The 19590-nt window shown below is 71.3% G+C and carries 18 protein-coding genes; 6 read left to right on the forward strand and 12 right to left on the reverse strand.

The window, feature by feature from the left end:
- Positions 1-22 precede the first annotated feature (22 nt).
- The 11 genes from OHA55_RS25820 to OHA55_RS25870 form a co-directional block, all read right to left on the reverse strand.
- On the reverse strand, positions 23-1042 hold the full coding sequence (locus OHA55_RS25820) for an aromatic ring-hydroxylating dioxygenase subunit alpha (protein WP_266710040.1): 1020 nt from the start codon (positions 1040-1042) through the stop codon (positions 23-25).
- Positions 1043-1044: 2 nt separating this feature from the next.
- Complete coding sequence (locus OHA55_RS25825) at positions 1045-1281, reverse strand: recombinase-like helix-turn-helix domain-containing protein (RefSeq protein ID WP_266710041.1); 237 nt, start codon at positions 1279-1281, stop codon at positions 1045-1047.
- 29 nt (positions 1282-1310) lie between these two features.
- The gene (locus OHA55_RS25830) at positions 1311-2246 is read right to left on the reverse strand and encodes a PDR/VanB family oxidoreductase (RefSeq protein ID WP_266710042.1); all 936 of its coding nucleotides are present in this window, start codon (positions 2244-2246) and stop codon (positions 1311-1313) included.
- Positions 2247-2299: 53 nt separating this feature from the next.
- The gene (locus tag OHA55_RS25835; RefSeq protein ID WP_266710043.1) at positions 2300-3925 is read right to left on the reverse strand and encodes a thiamine pyrophosphate-binding protein; all 1626 of its coding nucleotides are present in this window, start codon (positions 3923-3925) and stop codon (positions 2300-2302) included.
- A gap of 9 nt (positions 3926-3934) precedes the next feature.
- Positions 3935-4723 carry an SDR family oxidoreductase gene (locus OHA55_RS25840; RefSeq protein ID WP_266710044.1) on the reverse strand — a complete coding sequence of 263 codons (789 nt, stop codon included), beginning with the start codon at positions 4721-4723 and terminating at the stop codon, positions 3935-3937.
- Between the two features lie 19 nt (positions 4724-4742).
- Complete coding sequence (locus OHA55_RS25845) at positions 4743-5489, reverse strand: SDR family oxidoreductase (RefSeq protein ID WP_266711158.1); 747 nt, start codon at positions 5487-5489, stop codon at positions 4743-4745.
- A gap of 46 nt (positions 5490-5535) precedes the next feature.
- Positions 5536-6057 (reverse strand): cupin domain-containing protein, encoded by a 522-nt coding sequence (locus tag OHA55_RS25850; RefSeq protein WP_266710045.1) that lies wholly within the window; start codon positions 6055-6057, stop codon positions 5536-5538.
- 12 nt (positions 6058-6069) lie between these two features.
- Positions 6070-6858 carry an alpha/beta fold hydrolase gene (locus OHA55_RS25855; protein ID WP_266711160.1) on the reverse strand — a complete coding sequence of 263 codons (789 nt, stop codon included), beginning with the start codon at positions 6856-6858 and terminating at the stop codon, positions 6070-6072.
- Between the two features lie 62 nt (positions 6859-6920).
- Positions 6921-7718, reverse strand: coding sequence for an aspartate dehydrogenase domain-containing protein (locus tag OHA55_RS25860; RefSeq protein WP_266710046.1), 798 nt, complete (start codon positions 7716-7718; stop codon positions 6921-6923).
- The gene (locus OHA55_RS25865; RefSeq protein ID WP_266710047.1) at positions 7715-8686 is read right to left on the reverse strand and encodes a VOC family protein; all 972 of its coding nucleotides are present in this window, start codon (positions 8684-8686) and stop codon (positions 7715-7717) included. Before OHA55_RS25865 ends, OHA55_RS25860 begins: the two co-directional genes overlap by 4 nt.
- Before the next feature lie 63 nt (positions 8687-8749).
- Positions 8750-10234, reverse strand: a complete 1485-nt coding sequence (locus OHA55_RS25870) for an aldehyde dehydrogenase family protein (protein ID WP_266711162.1) — start codon at positions 10232-10234, stop codon at positions 8750-8752.
- 303 nt (positions 10235-10537) lie between these two features.
- Between OHA55_RS25870 and OHA55_RS25875 the strand changes: the two genes are divergently transcribed.
- On the forward strand, positions 10538-11914 hold the full coding sequence (locus OHA55_RS25875) for an MFS transporter (RefSeq protein WP_266710048.1): 1377 nt from the start codon (positions 10538-10540) through the stop codon (positions 11912-11914).
- 115 nt (positions 11915-12029) lie between these two features.
- Here the strand turns inward: OHA55_RS25875 and OHA55_RS25880 are convergent, their stop codons facing one another.
- Complete coding sequence (locus OHA55_RS25880; RefSeq protein WP_266710049.1) at positions 12030-13148, reverse strand: hypothetical protein; 1119 nt, start codon at positions 13146-13148, stop codon at positions 12030-12032.
- Positions 13149-13398: 250 nt separating this feature from the next.
- Between OHA55_RS25880 and OHA55_RS25885 the strand changes: the two genes are divergently transcribed.
- The 5 genes from OHA55_RS25885 to OHA55_RS25905 all read left to right on the forward strand — a co-directional run bounded on the left by OHA55_RS25885 (position 13399) and on the right by OHA55_RS25905 (position 19550).
- Entirely contained in the window at positions 13399-13965 is a 567-nt protein-coding gene (locus tag OHA55_RS25885; RefSeq protein WP_266711164.1) for a MarR family winged helix-turn-helix transcriptional regulator, read from the forward strand.
- A gap of 183 nt (positions 13966-14148) precedes the next feature.
- Positions 14149-14892, forward strand: a complete 744-nt coding sequence (locus OHA55_RS25890) for a TetR/AcrR family transcriptional regulator (RefSeq protein WP_266710050.1) — start codon at positions 14149-14151, stop codon at positions 14890-14892.
- Positions 14893-14948: 56 nt separating this feature from the next.
- On the forward strand, positions 14949-15719 hold the full coding sequence (locus OHA55_RS25895) for an SDR family NAD(P)-dependent oxidoreductase (protein WP_266710051.1): 771 nt from the start codon (positions 14949-14951) through the stop codon (positions 15717-15719).
- Between the two features lie 361 nt (positions 15720-16080).
- Positions 16081-18726 carry a cellulose binding domain-containing protein gene (locus OHA55_RS25900; RefSeq protein ID WP_266711166.1) on the forward strand — a complete coding sequence of 882 codons (2646 nt, stop codon included), beginning with the start codon at positions 16081-16083 and terminating at the stop codon, positions 18724-18726.
- A gap of 179 nt (positions 18727-18905) precedes the next feature.
- Positions 18906-19550, forward strand: a complete 645-nt coding sequence (locus tag OHA55_RS25905) for a hypothetical protein (RefSeq protein ID WP_266710052.1) — start codon at positions 18906-18908, stop codon at positions 19548-19550.
- Positions 19551-19590: the final 40 nt, after the last annotated feature.

The raw sequence follows: 19590 nt of genomic DNA on the forward strand, positions 1-19590 counted from the left end.
CCTCAGCCCCGCCCCTCGCTCCTCAGCCCCGCCGGGCGCCCGTCTGCTCCGCCGCTGCCGCCCGGTAGAGCCGGCGCAGCCGCACCACGCCCAGGTCGTGCTGATAGAGGTTCTCCCGCTGGTCCGCGTCGGCGGGCATCGCCTCCAGCATCGCCCGGTCCTGCTCCAGCACCTCCCAGTGGCGCTTCTCGATCAGCGTCCGGTAGAGGAACCGCCAGGACGACCGCTGCCAGTCCTCCACCCGCCGGTAACGCCAGAAAAAGACACCGGAACGCCCCTCGTCGACCGGGCAGACCATGCCGACGATGCCGAACGGACCGCCGGGACCGGCGGACGGCGGGTACGGAATCGACAGGTCGACCCAGTCCACACCGGTACGGCACAGCTCCACCCAGTCGAAGTTGACGCCCCGCTGGTCCGTCTTCTCGAAGAAGTAGCCCCGATCCGTCTCCCGGATGCGGAACTTGGCGGTGGTGTCCCCGTCGAACATCGTGTGCGAGTCGTGGTGGAGGAACGCCCCGTGCATCGGGTCGAGCAGGTTCTCCACCGCGTACCGCCACGGCACGTCCCACTCCGCGTAGCAGAGGAAGGCCGACACTCCGTCTTCGGTGAGCGGCTCGGGGAGCGTCAGCTCCGGCGGCTCGGGGTGCTCCTCGTCGCCGAAGTACGCGAGGACCGCGCCCGCCACCTCCCGTACCGGCAGCGAGGCGACCAGCTTCTTCCCCTCCAGGCCGCACCCGGGAAGGCCGGGGACGGAGGACACCGTGCCGTCGCCCTCCACCTCCACCCCGTGGTACCAGCAGGCGACCCGGTCGCCGAGGTGCTTGCCCAGCGACAGCGGCGCGCCCCGGTGCGGGCACCGGTCGGCCAGCATCGACAGGACGCCGTCCGAGCGGCGGAAGAGCAGCCACTGCTCGCCGAGCGCGGTCACCCGGCGCATCGCGCCCGGGGCGACGAAGTGCGAGGGGACGACCGGATGCCACTGGTTGCGCAGCCCCGTGGCGTAGACGTGGTCGGCGGTGGCGGAGGACGACAAGGTCATGGTCAGGCTCCCAGTCGGGTGATCTCGGCGCGGAAGGACTCCTCGGTCCACGGTGTGCCGTCGGCCGCGTGCACCTGACGGGCATTCAAGCCACGTACGACGTCGGCGATTTCGTGGCCCTCCTTGGTGAAGACCTCTTCGAGGGTCGCGGCGAGCTTGTACTCGTACGGGGTCGGCTCGTGCGTCCGGGACTGGTGGACGTCCAGATACGGCCAGGCGTCGGTCAGGGGGTCGGTCATGGTGTCTCCAGAAGGTGCGGGGGGAGGTGTCACAGGTCGAGGACGAGGCGGCCGGAGGAGCACCGGGAGACGCAGATCATCATCGTGGCGCTCGCGGCGTGTTCCGCTTCGCTGAGGAGGAAGTCACGGTGGTCCGGGGTGCCTTCGAGGACGCGGGTCTCGCAGGAGCCGCAGATGCCGTCGCGGCAGGAGCTGTTCACCGACAGCCCGGCCTCCTCGGCGGCTTCGAGGACGGAGGCGTTCGCGCCGACGGTGAGCGTCACCCCCGACGTACGGCACTCCACCTCGAACGAGTCGTCGTCCCCGGCACGTTCGACGACCGGTGCGGCGAACCGCTCCAACCGGATCAGGCCCTCGGGGCAGCGGTCCTCCACGGCGGCGAGCAGTGGCTCCGGCCCGCAGGAGTACACCAGGGCGTCCTCCGGCAGCCCGGCGAGCGCTGCGTCGAGGTCGATGTGGCCCCGCTCGTCCTGCGGGACGAAGGTGACGTCCCCGCCGAGCGCGGCCAGCTCCGGGCCGAACGCCATCGAGGCGCGGCTCCGGCCGCCGTGCACCAGCCGCCACGGCACCCCGCGACGCGCCGCCTCGCGGGCCATCGCCAGCAGCGGGGTGATCCCGATGCCGCCCGCGACGAACACGTAGGAGTCGGCCTCCTCCAGGGCGAAATGGTTGCGCGGCTCGGAGACGGTGACCGACTGCCCGGGGCGCAGCCGGGTGTGCACGTACCGCGAACCGCCCCGCGAGGACGGTTCGTCGAGCACGCCGATCCGGTAGGTGTCCGACGCCTTCGGATCGCCGCACAGGCTGTACTGGCGGACGTGGCCGCCTACATGGACATCGAGGTGCGCGCCCGGCGTCCAGGCGGGCAGCGGTTTGCCGTGCGGGTCCGCGAGTTCGACGGACAGTACGCCCTCGGCCTCCCACGTCATACGGCGGACGAACAGCTCCAGCGACTTCTCGCTCATGGCCAGGTGCCTCCTTACGGGCAGTTCGGGCGACGGGATCCGGCGGACGCGGGCTACTGCCCGGGAATCCGCACGGGCGGGGTGAACGGGTTCTTCATCGGACCGAGGGCCGCCAGGTCGACCTCGACCAGCATCGGGCCGCCCGAGGCGACGGCGTGGTCCAGCACCGGGGCGGCGTGCTCCTCGGCCGAGATCCGTGCGTACGGCAGCCCGCAGGCGCGCGCCAGCAGCTCGAAGTCGGGGGTCACCAGGTCCACCCCGGAGCGCCGGTCGCCGTGGGCGTCCTGCATGTTGCGGAGCACCCCGTACCCGCCGTCGTTGAAGACGATCAGGGTGAGGGCCGGGCGTTCCTGGGCGAGGGTGAGGAGTTCGCCGAGGTGCACGGCGAGCCCGCCGTCGCCCGCGATCACCACGGTCGGCACGTCCGGACGGCCGAGGGCGGCGCCGATGCCCATGCCGAGTCCCTGGCCGATGCCACCGCCGCGCGGGAAGACGTTGTCGCGCGGGTCGTACATCTCCAGCAGCCGGTTGCCCCAGCTGCTCGACGCGATGGTGACGTCACGGGCCACCACCGCCTCGCGCGGCAGGGCGGCGCGGATCGCGTCGCAGATCGCCGCCTGCGGGCCGATGGAATCGTGCAGGTTCTCCCGCACCTCGGTACGAACGCCGGCCACCCGCCGCGTCCAGCCGGCCTCGGCGGGCCGGGCGTGGGCGAGCAGCGCGGTCAGCGCCGCCGAGGCGTCCGCGTGCAGACCGTGGGCGGCGGGGTACACCCGGCCGAGCGCGGCGGCGTCCACGTCGATCTGGACGTGGGCGGCGGGGAGCTCCAGGGTGTAGTCGGCGGTCTCGTTCGACCGGAAGTGCGTACCGACCGTGAGCAGCAGATCCGCGTCGGCGAGCAGCGCGCGCACCGCCGGGGTGGTGGCGAAGTTGCCGATCACCTGCGGGTGGTCCTCGGGGACCGAGCCGCGGCCGGAGTTGGAGGTGAGCAGACCGGCCCCGGTCGCCTCCAGCAGCCGGGCCAGCTCGCCCCGGGCGCCGTTCGCCCCGCCGCCCGCCCAGATCAACGGGCGCCGGGCGGCGGACAGAAGGGCTCCGGCGGCGGCCACGTCGCTCGCCACCAGAGCGGGGAGAACGGGTGCGACCGGCTCGGACGACTCGTCCTCCTGCGCCGCGTACTGCAGGTCGATCGGCCACTCCACGCTCGCCGGCCCGCCCGGAGAGGCGAGCGCCGCACGCGCCGCCTCGCGCAGGATCTTCCCCGCCCGCTCGGTGTCCGGCACGCTCGCCGCGTACACCGAGACCGCGTCCAGCATGCCCAGCTGGTCCTTGGTCTCGTGGATGAACCCCCGGCCGCTGCCGAAGAATCCGCTCTCCACCTGGCCGGTGACGTGCAGGACCGAACTGCCCGCGCTGAGCGACTCGATCAGCGATCCTGCCGCGTTGCCCGCGCCCGTACCGGTCGAGGTCAGGGCGCAGCCGAGCGAGCCCCGGGCCCGCCCGTAGGCGTCGGCCGCGTTGACGGCGGACGCCTCGTGCCGCACGGGTACGAACCGCAGTTCGCGGTCGACGGCCTCCACCAGCGGCAGGTTGTGCACGCTGACGATGCCGAAGACGGTGTCGATGCCGAGTTCCCGCAGGACGGCGACGAGGAGATCGCCTCCGTTGTCGTGACGCATGGTGTCTCCTCAGAGGATGGAACGGCCGACGCCGCCGCAGACGTCGATGGCGGTGCCGGTGATGTACGAGGCGAGGGGCGAGAGCAACGCGACCACGGCGTAGGCGACTTCCTCGGCACGGCCGAGCCGGCCGAGCGCCACCCCGCGGTCCGCGGCCAGCTCCGCCTGCCACGCCTCGTAGGATCGGCCGGAACCGGCCGCGGCGTGGCGGCGGGTCCACTGGCCGGTGTCGATGAGCCCGAGGCACACGGAATTGACCCGGATGCCGTCTCCGGCCAGCTCGACGGAGAGCGACTTGGAGAGGTTGAGGATGCCGGCGCGGGCGGCGCTCGTCGTGATCAGCCGGGTCTCCGGCTGCTTCGCGAGCACCGCGTTGACGTTGACGACGCTCGCCGCGTCCGAGGCGGCGAGATACGGGCGGGCGGCCCGCAACGGGTGCAGCACCCCGGCGAACTTCAGCTCCAGCTCGTCCCGCCAGTCCTCGGCGGTCGAGTCGTCGAGCCCCTTCATCCGGGACTGGCCGGCGTTGTTGACCAGCCCGTCGATGCCGCCGAACTCCTCGGCGGCCCGTCGGACGAAGCCGTGGACCGCTTCGGCGTCCCGTACGTCGCACACGCCCGTCAGCAGCCGGCCAGGCCGGTCGGCGAGCCCCTCGGCGGCGGCGGCCAGCCGTGCGGCGTCGCGCCCGCAGGTCGCCACGTCGGCGCCCTCGTCGAGCAGGGCGCGGACGGTTGCCAGGCCGACGCCCGAGCTGCCGCCGGTCACCAGATAGGTGCGGCTCGCGAGGCCCAGATCCATAACTCGTACTCCTGCTGGTTCAGTTCATGGTGAAGCCGCCGTTGACGGCGACCACCTGGCCGGTCAGATAGCGGGACTCCTCGGAGAGCAGGAACGAGACGATCCCGGTGAGGTCGTCCGGCCGCTGCGGCCGGGAGATGGCCCGGTTCGCCCGGTAGAGGTCGTGACGCTCGGCGGGCACGGTTTCGGTCGCCTCGCCCTCGGTCAGCCCCGGGGCCACCGCGTTCACGGTGATGCCCCGTTCGCCCAGCTCCCGCGCCATCGCCCGGGTGAGCGCGATGACCGCCCCCTTGGAGGCGATGTAGTGGGCGAGCCGGGGCGAGCCGTAAAGAGCCGCGTCCGAGGCGAGGTTGACGATCCGGCCCACCGGACCGAAGAGCGGGTACAACGCCTTCGACACCAGCCACGGGCTACGGGAGTTGACGGACATCAGCCGGTCCCACACCTCGACGTCGATGTCCCAGAACTCCTTGCCGCCCACCCCGTTGGCGAGCGCCGCGTTGTTCACCAGGCCGTGCAGCGGCCCCAGTTCGCGAACCGCGTCGGCCAACTCCGCCACCGAGGCGGGGTCGGAGACGTCGCAGCGCACGAAGTGGGCGTCGAGCCCTTCCATCCGCAGCCCGGCTGCCGCCCGCTCACCCCGCTCGCGTTCCAGCTCGGCGACGACGACCCGGAAGCCGTCGGCGCCCGCCCGGCGGGCCATGGCCAGTCCCAGGCCACGGCCCGCACCGGTGACGACGACCGTGCGCACGCCGTCGGTGCGCACGCAGTCCGTGCGCGTGCCGTCGGTGCTCAGGTCCACCGGGGAGCGGTCAGTCACGGGCGACACCGTGCATCGGCGAGTACTCCGGGTACGACGGGACCTGCGGCTTCCGCGTACCGATGACCACGCAGAACAGGGCGTCCGTGTCGCCCTCGTTCTTCAGCGAGCGGGTCACCCCGGCCGGCACCACGATCATGTCGCGGTAACCGAGGGTGCGGTATTCCGCCTCGTCCGCGCCGCGGTGGATACCGACCCTGACCTCGCCCTCCAGGACGAAGAAGGCCTCCTCGACGTCGTGGTGGGTGTGGGCCGGACCCTCGGCGCCCGGGGGCAGCAGCATGTTGGAGAAGGTGAACCCGCCCGACGGGATGATCCGGCTGTCGCCCTCGTGGTTGCCGGTCGCGCCGGAGCCGACGTAACGGATCTGGCCGCGCCGGTACTGCGGGCCGGCCTTCTCCTGGAAGGACAGGGTGTCGAAGTCGGCGACGCGCGACTCCTTCGAGGCGATGAGCGAGTCGGTGTACGCGGAGAGGTCGTCGCCGTTGTCGTACGCGGTGGTGGTGAGAGGCATGGTGAAGAGCTCCTACTCGGGGAGGGAAGCGGTGATCCGCAGGTGGGCGAGCACCCAGGCGTTGAAGCGCCCTGGCTGCTCCTGGTTGGCCAGGTGACCGGCGTCCTTGACGATCACGTAGGCGGTTTTGTGGACGGCACCGGCGATGACCTGGCTCGCGTCGACGCCGGTGATCCGGTCCTGGTCGCCGCAGAGCACCAGGGTGGGCGCAGCGACGGAGGGAAGTTCGGTGCGCAGATCGGCCGAGGCCATCGACTCCGCGGCGTGGCCGTAGCCGGGCAGCCGGACCGAGGCGGCCATGGTGTCCACGACCCGCCGGACCAGCTCGTCCGGCGCCTCGGGGGAGACCAGGCGAGGGCCCCGGGCCTCGGCGAAGGCGCGCGGGCCCAGCTCGGCCAAGTCGGCGGCCCTCGCCCGCATGGCCTCGGCCTTCGCCGGGTCGGTGCCGGAACCGGCGCTCGAATCGGCGACGATCAGGGACGCCACGAGCTCCGGATGGCGGGTCGCGAGCCGCAGCGCGATCACCCCGCCCCAGGACACCCCGAGGACGTGCGCGCTGCCGCCCCGCTCCCGGATCAGCCCGGCCGCCGTGTCCGCGAAGTCGTCGAGGGTGAACGGCCCTCCGGGGTCGGGCGAGGCGGCGTACCCGGGAGCGTCCCAGGCCACCACCCTCACGTGCGCGGAGAGTTCGGCGAGCTGCGGAGCGAAGGCCGCCGACGAGGAGCCGATACCGTGCAGGCAGAGCAGCAGTGGCCCCCGCTCCCCGGCCTCCTCCACATGGACGGCGACGGGCGCGGTCACGGAGTCCGTGCGGGCGGTGACGGGGGCGGTCGGCGAGTCCGTGCGGGCGGTGACGGGGGCGGTCACAGGATCTGCCCGCTGCGGCCGGCCAGCGCCGCCAGCCCGCGCAGCACCGCGTACGGCACGACCTGGCTGGTCGCCGGGTTGTCGGGGTCGGGCCGGTGCGCCACCTCGAAGCGGTACGAGCCGTGCGGGCCGGACGCCTCGATCAGATGCCGGGTACGGTGCGCCGCCGGATCGGCGACGACCTGGACCCGCACAGCGTCCAGGTCGCCGACGGCCAGCGCGACCGAGGCGGCCACGTTCGTCGACTTGGGGAATTTGACCGGAACCTCGCGCGCGGTACCCGACATGACCTCCACAGGTCCCGTCGCCGTCCGCATCCGAGTCAGCAACTCCTCGTCCATCCAAGGCTGTTCGAGGGTGGACGGCAGCTTGGTGGTGGTGAGGCGGATCTCGTCCAGCGGCCCGAGGGAGCACGCCGCCTGGAGCAGGTCGAGCCCGCCGACCGCGCCCCCGGTGAAGTACACCCGGCCGGGACCGGTGTTCAGCAGCCGTTTCGCCAGGTCCTCGTCGGTCAGTGCCCCGCTGGAGGCGATCAGCAGGTCGGTGCCGGAGGCGAGGACCCGCTCGCCCCACTCGCGGACGACGCCCTGCCCGGCCGCCTCCACGACCAGGTCGCAGAGGCCGAGAGCCTCCTCCAGGGAGACCTGACGGGCGGGCGCCGCCTCGCCCAGCGGGCGGTTGTCGACGACACAGACCAACTCGGCGCCGGCGACCCGGCCTTCGGCCAGGGCGGTGCCGACCACACGGCCGATGGCACCCCAGCCGACCAGGCCAACCTTGCGTACGGGGTTCATGCGGCGTTCTCCTTCGGTGCGGGTGCATCGGTTGTCGGCAGGGCGTCCACCGGGGCGAGCGGGCCGGGGTCGGGTGTTCCGGCCATGTGGCAGCGGATCTCCTTCGAGGGCGCCCCGGCCGTCCCCCAGAGGTCGGACAGCTCCGGGACCCTCCGCCAGACCCGGGCGATCCAGGCGTCCTCCACGATCTGGGCGACCTCGGAGGTGTACTCGCAGACCAGCCCGGAGGGGTCGGTGAAGTAGGAGAAGGTGTTGTCCCCCGGACCGTGGCGGCCCGGCCCCCACTGCGGGGTGATGCCGTGGTGCCGCAGGCGGCCGATGCCCCGCATGAAGTGGTCGACCGAACTCATTTCGTACGCCACGTGGTTGAGCGAGGTCCACTCGGCCTGGTTGAACGCGATGCAGTGGTGGTCCGCGTTGCAGCGCAGGAACGCCATCTGGTGCTCCGACCAGTCGGAGACCCGCAGCCCGAGCACGTCGCGGTAGAACGCCACCGCCGCGTCGATGTCCGTGGTGTTGAGCACGGCGTGCGTCACACCGACCGGCACGGCCTCGTCACGGCCGCGCGGCGTGACCGCGTGCACGTGGGCGCTGATCTCGATCAGCCGTCCCTCGGGGTCGGTGAAACGCAACCCGTAACCACCGCCCGCCTGTTCCAGCGGACCCGGCCCGAACACCGGGACGAGGGAACGCGCTTCGAGCCGGCGGGCCGCCTCGTCGACCTCGGCGGGGGTGGCCACGGCGAACGCGAGACGGCCGAGGCCCACCCGGTCCCGCTCGGTCAGGTGGAGGACGTGGTGCTCGTCGCCCGTGCCGCGCAGCCAGCGCGCCCCGGAGTCGGCCTCCACGGTCCGGAGCCCCCAGACCTCCTCGTAGAAGTCGGCGGCCTCGGAGAAGGCGGGCGTGTGCAGTTCGACGTAGCGCAGGGAGCGGAGCCGGGCGACCGGTCCGGGCGGTGGCTGGTGCATGGGGTCTCCATGGGAAGGTGGGGCGGGTGGCGCCGGGCGCCTGGTCCTTCGCGAGGGCCGCCGTCAGAGCGCCCAGGGGAGGGGGAGTTCACAGGTGCCCCAGTACAGGGACTTCTGGCGCTGGTACGCGCGGATCGCGTCGCGCCCTTTCTCCGTACCGAGGCCGCTGTCCTTCCAGCCGCTGAAGGGGGTGGCGGCGCTGAACTGCTTGTACGTGTTGATCCAGACGGTGCCGGCCTGGACACGGCGGGCGATCCGGGCGGCGGCGCGGAGATCGCGGGTCCAGATCCCGCAGGCCAGGCCGTAGACGGAGTCGTTGGCCTGGCGGACCAGATCGTCCTCGTCGTCGTACGGCAGGGCGACGAGCACCGGGCCGAAGATCTCCTCCTGGCAGGTGCGCGAGGTGTTCGCCAGCCCGTCCAGCACGGTCGGCAGGTAGTAGGCGCCGGCCGCGTACTCCTTGCCGTCCGGAACCGAGCCGCCGCAGAGCACCCTGGCCCCCTCGGAGCGGGCCAGATCCACGTAGGCGGCGACGGAGTCGCGGTGCCGGTGGTGCACGAGCGGACCGACCTGGGTCCGCGGGTCCGTTCCGGGACCGACTCGCAACTTCTCCACCCGGGAGACCAGCTCGCCGATGAAGGAGTCGTAGATCTCCCTGGCGACGAAGAGGCGTGAACCGGCGATGCAGGACTGGCCGCTGGACGAGAAGATACCGAAGAGGACTCCCGCGAGGGCCTGTTCGACGTCGGCGTCGGCGCGCACGACGGTCGGTGACTTCCCGCCCAGTTCGAGGGAGACCGGGATCAGCTTTTCGGCAGCGGCCTTCGCGATGGAGCGGCCCGTCTCCGTGCCGCCGGTGAAGCCGATGCGGCCGACCAGGGGATGGTGGACGACTGCGTCGCCGACCACCCGGCCGCTGCCGGGCAGTACCGAGAGCAGGGCGGTGGGGAGCCCGGACTCCTCCAGCGCCCGGGTGATCAGGCGGCCGAGCGCGAGGGAGACCAGCGGGGTCCAGCCGGCGGGCTTGAGCAGCACCGCGTTGCCGGCGGCGAGCGCGGGGGCGATCTTCTGGGCGTCACTGGCGATGGGGGAGTTCCACGGATTGATCGCCGCGACGACCCCGATCGGCTCGTGCGTGCTCACCGTGACGTACGCGCCCCGGGACGGGGTGACGGAGTCCTCGGCGGTCTCCAGCGCGGCGGCGAGGTAACGGAAGGTGCCGGCCGCACTGAGGGCGAGGGCGCGCGTCTCGGTGAGGGTCTTGCCGGTGTCCGCCGTCTGGATCGCGGAAAGTTCACCGGCAGCCTCCTCGGTCAACTCCGCGATCCGGTGCAGCAGCCGGGCGCGCTCGTGGGGGAGCAGATCCCGCCAGGCAGGTTCCGCCACCGCGGCCGCCGCTGCCTCGGCCGCCTCGGCGACGTCGGCTGCGGAGGCGGAGACGACGGTGGCGAGGACCTGCCCGGTCGCCGGGTCGACGGTGGCGACGGGCTCGCCCGTGCCGGGACGCCAGACGCCCGCGACCAGGATGTCGGTGGAGAAGTGGAGCACGAAGAGACCTCCGGACGACGGGATTTGAGGGCGGGCGCCTGCCGGCGCGATCTCGGTGCGAGGGCGCTCGGTGCGGCCGTTCACCTGGTGTGTCGAAGTGCTAGAAATCTAAGCGCTTAAATTTATTCACGCAAGACCCCGTCTCGGAACTTCTCGTTCCGCCCGCTGCGAGCGCCCGTTCCGCCGGCATCCGAACGGCGCGCCCGCTGCGTTACGTTGAGATTACTAAGGCCTTAATCATTGACCGCTTAGGTACATCACCCTAGGGTCGCGGGAACTCCTGTCACCAGCGGAAGGACCCCCATGACGACTGTGGCCGGCAAGCAGGCCTCCGGTTCCATCGCCGCCCGGCTCGAACGGCTGCCGCACTCCCGCTGGCACGTCAAGGTCCGGTTCCTGATCGGCGCCGTCACCTTCTTCGAGGCGTTCGACCAGTTGCTGGCCGCGTCCGCGCTGCCGGTCCTCACCAAGCAGTGGCACCTGAGCACCGGCCAGGCCACCTTCGCGGTGACCTCCGCCTCCATCGGCATGCTGCTCGGTGCTCTCGCCGCCGGCTGGCTGGGGGACCGGATCGGCCGGGTGCGTACCGTCGGCCTCGGCGTCGCCGTCACCGGCTTCGCCAGTCTCGCCGTCGCCCTCTCCGGCAGCATCGAGACGTTCTCGCTCTTCCGCTTCGTGCAGGGGCTCGGCATCGGGGGCGTGGTGCCCGTCGCGGCCACGTACATCAACGAGATCGCCCGCTCCGACAAGCGGGGCCGGTTCGTCCTGCTCTACGAGATGATCTTCCCCGCCGGACTTGCCGCGGCCACCCTCATCGCGGTCTGGGTCGTACCGAACCTCGGCTGGCGCGCCATGTTCGTCGGCGGCGCGCTGCCGGTGGTGATCGCCGCCGTCCTGCCCCGCCAGGTCGAGGAGTCCCCGCGCTGGCTGCTGGCCCGGGGGCGTACCGAGGAGGCCGAGGCCGCCCTCGCCCGCATAGAGGCCGAGGTCGTCCGCTCCACCGCCGAACCGCTGCCCCGGGCCGACGCGAGCACCACCGAGGACGTCACCGAGGACGTCACCGAGGGCCGGCTCGCCGACCTGTTCCGCGGCACGTACCTGCGCCGTACCGCCGTCCTCTCGGGCCTCTGGTTCGTCGCCTACTACGTCAACCACGGCATCTCGACCTGGCTGCCCTCCCTCTACACCAAGGAATTCGGCCTCGACCTGACCACGGCCCTCGTCTACACCCTGGTCAGCAACGTCACCGGCCTGCTCGGCACCTTCGTCGTCGCGCTCCTCATCGACCGCGTCGGCCGCAGGCCCGCCCTGGTCGGCGCACTCGTCGGCACCGTGCTCTCCCTCGCCGTCCTCGCCCTGGCGGGCGCCACCTCGGGCGGCCAGGTCGCCCTCTTCGCCTCCTGTACGACCTTCTTCCTCTACGCCATCAACGCGGCCCTCTACCTCTACTCGCCCGAGCTCTACCCCACCTCCAACCGGGCCAGGGGCGCCGCCTTCGGCGGACTGTGGAACCGGATCGGAGTCATCCTCGGCCCCGTCACGGTCGGCGCCGTCATCGGCTCCGGCGGCGGCCTCCCCCTCGTCTTCGCCCAGCTCGCCGTGGTCGCGGCCGTGGGAGCGGTGATCGCGTGGTTCGCGGTGGAGACGAAGGGGCGGACACTGGAGGAGCTGAACTCCTGAGGGGCGACGGGTCCGGGACCTGCGGGTCCGCGGACGAGGTCGGGCGGAAGCGGGACGAGGCCGGGCGGAAGCGGGCCGAGGTCGGACTCGGCGGCAGCGGGCCCGGAGGCCGAGGTCAGACTCGGCGGCAGCGGTCCCGGAGTTCGGAGATGACGGCCCTCTCGCGTGCGTTGATGTCACCGTCCACCGAGGCCACCAGGTCGGCCACGTCGAGGAGGTCGCTCAGGTCTCCCGGCTCGGCGTCCAGTCGGCGCCACACCTCGACCGGATCGAGGTCGATGAGGTGCGCGAGGCGTTCGTCCACCACCTGATGCCGTTCCCGTACGAGCTTCACCAGGTGTCGCATCAGCAGCGCTTCGTCGTCGCCGATCTTGCTGTTCGCACGGATGACGAGCCACGCCACCCACAGCATCATCCGTGGGTGGCGGCTCCGCTCGCTCAAACGCTCGGCGATTTCGATGACCCGAGCCTCGTTCCGGAAGACGGCCTGCGCGTGCCGCCCCGCCAGTAGCGTCGTGTAGCGGTTCAGTACCACCGCGAGCGGAATGCCGACCAGGGGTATGCCGATCTTGATGACGTTGCGTTGCAGAAGGAACTTCCCGACGACTGGGAGGCCCTTCGCGGCGCTCAACGTCGCTTTCGAGTAGAAGCGCTTGATCAACGGCCGCATCATGGCCGGGACCGTCTTGACCACGCCCTCGCGGGCGACTTCCCCGCCTTTGATCGTGAAGGCGACCCGGATGAGCTTCCACACGTCTTCCGGGTCGGACAGGTCGAGCGGGACCCGGTAGAGGACTGAGACGTCGTAGGCCAGGTGGAGTTGCAGCTGACTGACGAACGCGACATCGACCATCATGGTCGCGACGGCGGCCGGAACGGTCGCCGTCGAGGCCCCGCCCAGGCTCCCGATCGTGGCCGCGACGGTCGCCGTGTAGGCGCCGGCGGAGAGCCCTCCTTCGATCGCGGCGTACCGGGCTGCCATCTTGATCCGCTGATCGACGATGACGTCCGGCGGTGTTCCCTCGTAACGCTCGTTAAAATATTGCCAGTTGACTTTTTGTGTGTAGGAGCTCATGGCGTGGGCCATGAGCTTGGTGAACCAGTTGCCCGACTTGATGTCGTCCGGGCTCAGCCCTTTGATGAACTCCCTCATCCTGGACCGCTCGCGCTCGACCGCTTCGCGGTCGGCGTCGTCGCCTGTGGCATCGACGTGGTCGGCCAGGGTTTCGGTCATGGCGGGTCCTCCGGGGCGGGGTGATGTGCGGCCAGGCTGCCAGGTTTCGGCCGGGCGCGCGGGTGTCTTGGCAAGGTGAGGAGGCGTGTTCGTCGGAGATTCGCGAACAGGGCTCTCGCCGTTGGCCGCGCGGCGGGCCGGCGCCCCGTTCCGGACCGCGGGGCCGCCCTCCGCTCTCCCGTCCGCGTCCAGGCGTCTCAGCAGTAAGATTCTCGGCACCGTGATAAATCGGCACGAGCCGTACGAGGTGATGACGATGGCCGCAACGAGGCCTGGGGACCGCGACGCCGTCGCGTTGGTGATCGAGGACTGGGCCCGCGAACGGCCCGAGCTGGACACGAGTCCGCTGGAGGTCCTCGCGCGCCTGCACCGGTCGTTCCTCCGCTACAGCACACGTCTCACCGCCTCCATCGAACGCCACGGTCTCTCCGTCGCCGGGTTCGACGTGCTGACCGCGCTCCGGCGGGCGGGGGCTCCGTACCGGCTGACGGCGGGTCAGCTCGCCGACTCCGGGCTCGTCTCCTCGGCCGGCGTGACGCTGCGCATCGACCGGCTGGAGAAGGACGGGCTCATCGTGCGGGAGCGGGTCGCGGACGACCGCCGGGTCGTCTACTCGCGGCTCACCGCGAAGGGGCTCGCCACGGTCGACACCGTCTTCTCCGAGCACCTCGACAACGAGGACCGGATGCTCGCCGGCCTCTCCCCGGCCGAACGGCGCCGGCTGGCCGTGCTGCTGCGCAAGCTGGAGGTCTCGATCCTCGACTCCGACTCGATCCTCGACTCCGGCGAGGAGCCGCCGGGGGAGCCCGTCCGATAGGGCATCCCGCCACCGCGCACCCCCGACCGTTCCGCCCCGTCCCCGCCCAGCTGCGGGGCGGGGCTTTTCCGTGCCCGGAGGTGCGCCGGCGGGGCGGGTGGGAGCCCGGAGGGCGGCGGTACCCCGCGCCGACCTCCCGTCCAACAAATGTCCCCTCGGGACATTTGGGTATACGCCGAGGTCATGCAGGCAAAGGAGCCCCATTCCGGTGCGGACGGCGTCGCCGAGGACCGCAGGCGCCACAGGACGCTGCGTACCCGCGAGGCGCTGGCCGCCGCCGCCGTCGACCTGCTCCTGGAGCGGGGGCCGGCGGAGCTGGGTGTCGACACCATCGCCCAGCGCGCGCAGGTCACCCGGCGTACTTTCAGCCGGCACTTCTCCGGCAAGGAGGAGGCCGCTCTCTGGTTCACCCGCGCCGACGGGCTGCGGATCAACGAGCTGCTGCGCGTGCGCCCTTTGCAGGAGCCGCCGCTGGTCGCCTTCCGGGCGGCCGTGCTGGCCTGGCTGGAGGACCCCGCGCGGGCGGCCTGGCACAGCAGGCCGAAGGAGCGTGCGGTCTTCGCCCTGATCGACGACGAGCCGGCGCTCTTCGCCGCGTACCAGCGGATCAGGATCGACGCCCAGTCCGACTCGGTGCGCGTCCTCGCCGAACGGATGGGAGTCGATCCGGCTCTCGACCCGCTCCCCGGGGTCGTGGTCTCGGCGGGCGCCGGGGTGCTGGCCGGGGCGTTGCACCGATGGGCCGCGGACGTGGAGAAGGGCCCCGAGGAACTCGGCCGCCGGGTCCGCGAGGCGTTCGACCTGCTGATCGGCGAGGCGGTCGCCGCCCACCGGAGCGAGGCCGGAAGCGGGTCCGGAGCCGGGGCCGGAAGCGGCGTCAGGCCGCAGCGGGAGGCTCCGTACCGGGACGCTCCGCCGCGGTCCTGACGCAAGACTTCCCGCGTTCCATTGCCGGGGCGCGGGGTGAAGAAAGAGGTACGGACATGACATTCCCGGTACTCGAAGGCAAGGTGGCCATCGTCACCGGCGCCGCCATGGGCATGGGCGCCGCCACCGCGATCCTGTTCGCCGAAGCGGGCGCCAAGGTGGTCGCGGCCGACATGAACGAGGAGCGCGGTCGCGCGGTCGTCGCGGAGATCGAGGCGGCCGGTGGCACCGCCGTCTTCCACCAGGTGAACATAGCCGACAGTGCCCAGGTCAAGGGCATGGTCGAGGCCGCCGTGGCCGCCTTCGGCCGCCTGGACGTCGCGGTGAACAACGCCGCGCTGACTCCGGACGACAAGCTCACCGCGGAGTTCGACGAGGACTACTGGGACCGGCTGATGTCGGTCGACCTCAAGGGCAACGCGCTCTGCCTCAAGTACGAGCTCCAGCAGCTCATCGCGCAGGGCGACGGCGGCTCGATCGTCAACATCTCCTCGGTCAGCGGGTTCCGCCCGCAGCCCGCCAACCCGGCCTACGTCGCCGCCAAGCACGGCGTGAACGGTCTGACCAAGACCGCCGCCATGGAGTACGGCGCGCAGAACATCCGCGTCAACGCGGTCGCGCCCGGTGCCATCGACACCCCGATGCTGCGCGGCGCGCTGGACCAGTTCGGCTTCACCGAGGAGGAGTACGCTCCGCAGCTCAGCCTGCTGAACCGCTTCGGCCAGCCCCGCGAGGTCGCCCAGGCCAGCCTGTGGCTCGCCTCCGACCAGGCCTCGTACGTCACCGGCTCGGTCATCCACGTGGACGCCGGCTACACCAGCCGCTGACCTCACCGGTCGCCGCGGACAGGTGCGGTTTCCCGGAGCGGAATGCAGGGAAGCCGCGCCGCCGCCTTTGCGAATGATGTCGGGCGCGTACCCAACTCCGCGCGGCTCCCACCGAATTCATCCGATGACCTCATGTCCCACCCCTTCTCCGTGATGCCGTGCGCCGCTACCATCGGGCTGCGTTTGGGAGCGCTCCCACCACCCGCATCGGCCCACTGCCACCCGTGTGGCGGTCCAGCTCGGAGAGGACTTTTCCGTGCGCTTGAGAGCCAGACCCTTTGCCGCCCTCCTGACGGCGTTCGCCTTGGCAGCAGGCTTGTCAGGACTAGCCACGCCCTCGGTGGCGCAGTCCCGGACGTCGCTGAGCGACGCCACCACGGCGGAAGCATCCGATCTGTCGTCGGCCACCACCCTGGCGGCGGACTCGTACACCTGGAAGAACGTCCGCGTCGACGGCGGCGGTTTCGTGCCGGGCATCGTCTTCAACCGGAGCGAGAAGAACCTCGCCTACGCCCGTACCGACATCGGCGGCGCGTACCGCTGGGACCAGTCGGGCAAGCAGTGGAAGCCGCTGCTGGACTCGGTGGACTGGGACCACTGGGGCTACACCGGCGTGGTGAGCCTCGCCTCCGACCCGGTCCAGCCGAACAATGTGTACGTCGCGGCCGGCACGTACACCAACAGCTGGGACCCCAACAACGGCGCGGTGCTGCGCTCCACCGACCGGGGCGCCACCTGGACGCCCTCGGTGCTCCCCTTCAAGCTCGGCGGCAACATGCCCGGGCGCGGGATGGGTGAGCGGCTCGCCGTCGACCCGCACAAGAACTCGGTGCTCTACCTCGGCGCCCCGAGCGGCAACGGCCTGTGGCGGTCCACCGATTCGGGTGCCACCTGGTCCAAGGTCACCTCCTTCACCAATCCCGGCAACTACGCCCAGGACCCGTCCGACACCAGCGGCTACGGCAACGACAACCAGGGCGTGACCTGGGTGACGTTCGACGGGCGCGGCGGCACCTCCGGGACGGCGACCAAGAACATCTACGTCGGCGTGGCGGACAAGGACAACACCGTCTACCGCTCCACCGACGCCGGTGCCACCTGGACGCGGATCGCCGGACAGCCCACCGGCTACCTGGCCCACAAGGGCGTCCTGGACGAGGGCACCGGCTACCTCTACCTCTCGCTGAGCGACACCGGCGGCCCGTACGACGGCGGCAAGGGGAAGATCGCCCGCTACGACACCGCCACCGGCACCTGGCTCGACGTCAGCCCGGTCGCCGAGGCCGACACCTACTACGGCTTCAGCGGCCTCACCGTGGACCGGCAGAAGCCCGGCACGCTGATGGCGACCGCCTACAGCTCCTGGTGGCCGGACACCCAGATCTTCCGGTCCACCGACAGCGGCGCGACCTGGACCACCGCCTGGGAGTACACGAGTTACCCCAACCGCTCCACCCGCTACACCCAGGACGTCTCCTCGGTGCCCTGGCTCACCTGGGGCGCCAACCCCTCGCCGCCCGAGACCAGTCCGAAGCTCGGCTGGATGACGGAGTCCCTGGAGATCGACCCGTTCGACTCCAACCGCATGATGTACGGCACCGGGGCCACGCTCTACGGCACCGAGAACCTCAAGAACTGGGACACCGGAACCCAGTTCAAGATCACACCGATGGTGAAGGGGATCGAGGAGACCTCCGTCAACGACCTCGCGAGCCCGCCCTCAGGCGCCCCGCTGCTCAGCGCCATGCTCGACGTCGGCGGCTTCCGGCACACGAATCTCGACGCCGTGCCCGCCATGATGTACACCTCGCCCAACTTCACCTCCTCCACCAGCCTCGACTTCGCCGAGGCGTCCCCCAACACCGTGGTGCGCGTGGGTGACGCGGACGCCGCGCCGCACGTCGCGTTCTCGACCGACAACGGCGCCAACTGGTTCGGCGGCACCGACCCCTCGGGCGTCACCGGCGGCGGCACGGTCGCGGCGGCGGCGGACGGCAGCTCCTTCGTCTGGAGCCCGGCGGGCACCGGGGTGTACCGCACCACCGGCTTCGGCTCGTCCTGGACGGCCTCCACCGGCATCCCGGCCGGCGCCACCGTGGAGTCGGACCGCAAGAACCCGAAGAAGTTCTACGGCTACAAGTCCGGTGTCTTCTACGTCTCCACCGACTCCGGCGCCACCTTCACCGCGAAGCCCTCCACCGGCCTCCCGGCCGAGGGCAACGTCCGGTTCAAGGCCGTCCCCGGTATCGAGGGCGACGTCTGGCTGGCCGGCGGCGCGACCACCGGTACGTACGGCCTCTGGCACTCCACCGACTCCGGTGCCACCTTCACCAAGCTGTCCAACGTGGCGCAGGCGGACTCCATCGGCTTCGGCAAGGCGGCCCAAGGCGCCTCGTACCAGACGCTGTTCACCAGCGCGAAGATCGGCGGGGTGCGCGGCATCTTCCGGTCCACCGACGCGGGCGCGAGCTGGACCCGGATCAACGACGACGCCCACCAGTGGGGCTGGACCGGCGGCGCGATCACCGGCGACCCGCGGATCTTCGGCCGGGTGTACGTCTCCACGAACGGGCGCGGCATCCTCTACGGCGACTCCGCGGCCGGTGACACCGGTACCACCGACCCCGGCACCGACCCCGGTACCGATCCGGGCACGGACCCCGGGACCGACCCCGGCACCCCGGCCGGTGCCGCCTGCAAGGTGACCTACAAGATCACCAACCAGTGGTCCGGCGGCTTCCAGGGCGACGTCACCCTCACCAACACCGGTGACACGGCGATCGACGGCTGGAAACTCGCCTGGAGCTTCCCGGGCGGGCAGCAGATATCCCAGGCCTGGAACGCCACCGTCCAGCAGTCCGGCGCGGCGGTGACGGCCACCGACGCCGGCTGGAACGGCAAGCTCGCGGTCGGTTCGTCGGCGTCCTTCGGATTCACCGGCAGCTGGACCGGGAGCAACGGCGCCCCGACCGCCTTCACCCTCGGCGGGAAGAGCTGCTCCCTGTAGGGCGGCGGACAGGGACGGCACCTGCGTCGCTCCCGCGCGTTCAGCGTGTGGGAGCGACGCTTTCCCGTACCTCACGGTGGCCGGACCCATCGCCTTCATCGCGCCGACCGCGCCACAGGTCGCCGGTCGGGAGGGGTGTGACTGGTTCTCGTACAGGTTCGTGGACCATACTGCCCGCCGTGGAGCAGAGTATCGATTCAAACACGAAGCCCGAGTTCGCCGCGGGAACCGACCCGGCGTACATTCCCGGCCTCACGGCCCCCGTTCCGGTGCGGACGGGGACGGAGGACGACGAGGAGTCCGCGGCGCCGGCGGAAGCGTCGGACGCCACGGACAGCGACGCCGGGGTGACCGACGTCTCCGAGGACACCGCGGACGGCGTTCAGGACGCTGTCCCGGCGGAGCTCTCCGGGGCATCCGACGCCCCGGAGGAGGCCGTCGTCGAGAAGTCCGACAAGACGTCCGGCGACGACTCCGACAAGACGTCCGACGATGAGTCCGCCGCCGACCATTCCGTCGCCGACGATGACGCCGACGAGTCCGGTGCGCCGGTCTTCGAGATCAGCGACCGGCGCGGGTCCATCCGCGTGGACAAGTCGGGAATCCGCTTCACCCTCGACGACCAGCAGGCCGACTTCGAGTGGTCCGAGGTCTCCGCGGTCGAGGTGAAGACGGCGCGTACGGCTCGCAGGTTCACCCTCACCGTCCACGTCTCCTCGCGCCGCTGGTTCAACGGCGAGGTGGTCGCGGAGAGCCGCAAGCGGCTCAAGGAGTGGCCCGAGGAGCTCGACGTGGTCCTGGACGCCTACTTCGAGGAGTCCTGACACGGCCGGCGCGCGGGAACGCCTGATTCCACCACCAGGA

This window comes from Streptomyces sp. NBC_00102, assembly GCF_026343115.1.
GTDB lineage: Bacteria > Actinomycetota > Actinomycetes > Streptomycetales > Streptomycetaceae > Streptomyces.